The 3835-nt window shown below is 36.9% G+C and carries 4 protein-coding genes; all 4 read left to right on the top strand.

Annotation, left to right across the window (positions count from 1 at the left end; translation table 11 throughout):
- The first annotated feature begins 149 nt into the window (after positions 1 to 149).
- The gene (locus AACY61_RS10270; RefSeq protein WP_339611488.1) at positions 150 to 2045 is read left to right on the top strand and encodes a RecQ family ATP-dependent DNA helicase; all 1896 of its coding nucleotides are present in this window, start codon (positions 150 to 152) and stop codon (positions 2043 to 2045) included.
- A complete protein-coding gene (gene fmt, locus AACY61_RS10265; RefSeq protein WP_339611487.1) occupies positions 2045 to 2992 on the top strand; it encodes a methionyl-tRNA formyltransferase in 948 nt (315 codons plus the stop codon). Before AACY61_RS10270 ends, fmt begins: the two co-directional genes overlap by 1 nt.
- Positions 2993 to 3177: 185 nt before the next feature.
- Positions 3178 to 3450, top strand: a complete 273-nt coding sequence (locus tag AACY61_RS10260) for an HU family DNA-binding protein (protein ID WP_188443279.1) — start codon at positions 3178 to 3180, stop codon at positions 3448 to 3450.
- A gap of 135 nt (positions 3451 to 3585) precedes the next feature.
- Positions 3586 to 3835, top strand: a 250-nt coding sequence (locus AACY61_RS10255) for a YqgE/AlgH family protein (protein WP_339611486.1), incomplete at its 3' end; no start/stop codon positions are given.

Raw genomic sequence — 3835 nt, 5'->3', positions numbered from 1 at the left:
AACGCATCTCATTTATTTTGGACAAAGTGAGTCAATTTAAATACTAACCGTATTGAAAATCAGTTAAAACCTATGCTGAAAGTTTTTGTACATTTAGTTAGGTAAAAAAGTGTAACCATTTAATAGCCAACACCCATTTAAATCATAGATTGATAAATCCTTTAGAAATACTAAGCCGATATTGGGGGCATACCAGCTTCAGGCCCATGCAGGAAGACATTATATTGAGTGTACTTTCCAATCGGGATACAGTCGCCTTGTTGCCTACCGGAGGTGGAAAGTCAATTTGCTTTCAGGTGCCGGCTCTGGTAAATGAGGGTATCTGTATTGTCGTTTCCCCCCTCATTGCCCTTATGAACGACCAGGTAAATGCACTTACCAAAATGGGTATAAAAAGCTTGGCACTTACCGGTGGTATTTCATACACAGACCTCGACAGGTTACTTGATAATTGTATTTACGGAAATTACAAGTTTTTATACCTCTCTCCCGAACGCTTACAACAAGACCTGGTTCAGCAGCGCATTGAAAAAATGAACGTAAACCTAATTGCTGTTGATGAAGCCCACTGTATTTCACAATGGGGAAATGATTTCAGACCGGCATATAAAAATGTAAAGTTGCTTAGAAATCTGAAACCCGGTGTTCCCTGCATTGCATTAACCGCCACGGCAACACCTGAAGTGCTTTCAGATACCATAAACGAATTACAACTTGAAAAACCTGCTGTTTTCCAAAAATCATTTTTTAGGGAAAACCTCTCCTATCAGGTATGGAAAGAAGAAGATAAATTATACCGCATTTCGCAATTGCTGGAAAAACAGCAAGCCGCAATCATTTACACCCGAAACAGAAGAAGTACTGAAGAAATTTCAAAACAGCTAAACTTAAAAGGTATTAAAAGCAGCTTTTTTCACGGCGGACTAAACACCAACGAAAAGAATCAGCGACTTAAAAACTGGCTTGATGAAACCACACCTGTTATCGTTGCCACCAGTGCATTTGGAATGGGAATTGACAAAGCAAACCTGCATATCGTACTTCATATTGACCTGCCTGAAAGTCTGGAAAGTTTTTTTCAGGAAGCCGGACGTGTAGGCAGAGATGGTAATTATTCTCAAGCTGTTTTGCTTTACAATGAAGCCGATAAATCACAAGTATACCGGCAATTTATCAGTAATTTACCTACGGTTGATTTTCTAAAATTGGTATACAGAAAGCTCTGTAATCATTTTTACATTGCCTATGGCGAAGGCGCATTCACAACTCATACATTCAATTATGAAAAGTTTTGTGTGCAGTACCAACTCCATACCGGAAAGGTTTATAACGCAGTTCAAGCTCTTGACAGGCTGGGGGTTATTAAGCTTTCTCTGGAATTTGGGCGTAAAACAGAAGTTCAGTTTTTACTTTCTTCAAAACAAACAGTCTATTATCTGGAACAAAGTATGAAAACAGCTGTCATTGGAAAAACCATTCTAAGAATCTATACCGGCATTTTTGAAAAACCAACAGCTATTGACTTTGAATTGATTTCAGATAAATGTGGCCAATCAACAGAACAAGTAATAGAACAACTCAAACAATTTGAAAAAGATGAGGTGATTTACTTAAACCTCGCTACTACTGACGCCTCCATTACTTTTATTGAACCAAGAGAAGATGACAGAACGATTAATAGAATTTCAAAAAGTGTCAATAAACAAAACAAGCACAAAAAGAACCAGGTTGCCGCTGTAATTAATTTCATTGAAAATGAGGCCACTTGCAAAAGCATTCAATTGCTTAGATATTTTGGCGACCACTCTGATACCTCTTGTGGAATTTGCAGTGTGTGTGCAAAACAAAAAAGTATTCCCTCTTCCAAAGAGAAAAAACTCATTGCAAACACACTATGTGCGTTGTTGGAAGAAAACATGTTCACATCAAGAGAGTTATGTGAAAAAATTAACTTTGCAGAATCAAAAACATTGTTGGTTTTACAGCAACTTGTAGAGGCTCAAAAAATCACTTTAACATCAACAAATAAATACACATTAAAATAATGGCTGATTTAAGAATCATTTTCTATGGCACACCCGATTTTGCCGTAGCAACTTTAAAAGCACTTATAGAGAATAATAAAAATGTGGTGGCTGTAGTTACTGCTCCCGATAAACCAGCCGGAAGAGGTCGGTCACTGAAACAATCGGCTGTAAAGGAATATTCAGAGACTCAAAAGCTAAGAGTATTACAGCCTGCAAACCTTAAGAGTGAAAACTTTCTGGAAAAACTAAATGACTTACAACCCGATTTACAAATAGTAGTCGCTTTTAGAATGCTGCCCGAATCAGTTTGGCGATTACCCAAAAGAGGCACCTTTAACCTACACGCCTCCCTGCTTCCGCAATACAGGGGAGCGGCTCCAATAAACTGGGCAATCATAAACGGCGAAACAAAAACAGGTGTAACTACCTTCTTTATTGATGATAAAATTGATACCGGGGAAATCATTCTCCAAAAGGAAGTACGCATTCAACCTACCCATGATGCAGGCGATTTGCACGACCTATTAATGAAAGCAGGAAGTCAACTGGTGCTCGAAACGGTTGGATTAATTGAAGAAAACAAAGTAAAAACCTTTAAACAAACAGTCAATCAACCACTAAAAACCGCCTATAAACTACATCATGAAAATACAAAAATTGACTGGAACAGTCCCGTTGATAAAATTCATAACCTGGTGCGAGGTTTGAGCCCCTTTCCTACTGCCTGGTGTTATTTGGTAAACGGTGCGCAGGAAATGAAGGTCAAAATTTACAAAACAACAAGGGAACATAAATCACATCAGGAAGCTCCCGGAAACCTGTTTGCTACTAAAAATGACATCAAAATAGCCGCCTTGGATGGTTTTATAAACATCGAGGAAATTCAGTTGCCCGGCAAAAAGAAAATGGAGGTAAAGGCACTTTTAAATGGTTTTAAATTGAATCCAAATTCAAAAATGCGCTAAGGGCTTATCCCCGTTGAGGTGTTGAAAAAACAATAAAAAAACCGGTAGTTTATTAACAAAGTGGTCAAGTTATTAACAATACGTCCGATTTACCCCGTTATTACTTGCATGAATCGATAAACCGATTAAATTTGTAAAGCGAAATAATTTAAGTTTAACCAACAATTTAATTTAAAAATCAAATTATGAACAAATCAGATTTAATCGATGGAATGGCAGCTGATGCCGGAATTACAAAAGCAGCTGCAAAAAAAGCTTTAGAGTCTTTTTTAGGAAATGTTGAAAAATCTCTTAAAAAAGGAAACAGAGTTTCTCTAGTAGGCTTTGGATCTTGGTCAGTTTCTAAAAGAGCAGCCAGAGAAGGTAGAAACCCTCAAACAGGAAAAACTATTAAAATTGCTGCTAAAAAAGTAGTAAAGTTTAAAGCAGGAGCTGATCTTCAAAAATCAGTTAACTAGTTTGACCTTACAAAACAATTTTTAGCCCTGTTCAGAATTTGAACAGGGCTTTTTGTTTTAAAAGGCTTTAGTTTGTGCGTTAAAATTTCGGATTTTAGAAAAAATAATTAGATTTATTCTAAAATAAATTGCATTATGACTTCATTAAAACCATCAAAAGGTCGTTTACTTGTTGCAGAACCCACCATTATAGGTGATGTTTCTTTTAACAGGTCAGTGGTGCTTTTAGCAGAAGAAAATGAAAGTGGTTTTATTGGGTTTATTTTAAACAAGCCTCTTGAGTATACCATCAATGACCTGATTCCGGATGTCAATTCCAACATTACCGTATTTAATGGAGGCCCTGTGGAACAGGACAATATGTATTTTATGCATAAAATACCCG

The sequence above is a fragment of the uncultured Planktosalinus sp. genome (assembly GCF_963973675.1).
GTDB lineage: Bacteria > Bacteroidota > Bacteroidia > Flavobacteriales > Flavobacteriaceae > Planktosalinus.
Note: the sequence above shows the minus strand (reverse complement) of the source record. Positions and strands in the feature narration are given on the sequence as shown.

Coding starts and splice junctions, on each gene's coding strand:
- AACY61_RS10260 (WP_188443279.1), top strand. CDS start 3,178: ATGAACAAATCAGATTTAATCGATGGAATGGCAGCTGATGCCGGAATT.
- fmt (WP_339611487.1), top strand. CDS start 2,045: ATGGCTGATTTAAGAATCATTTTCTATGGCACACCCGATTTTGCCGTA.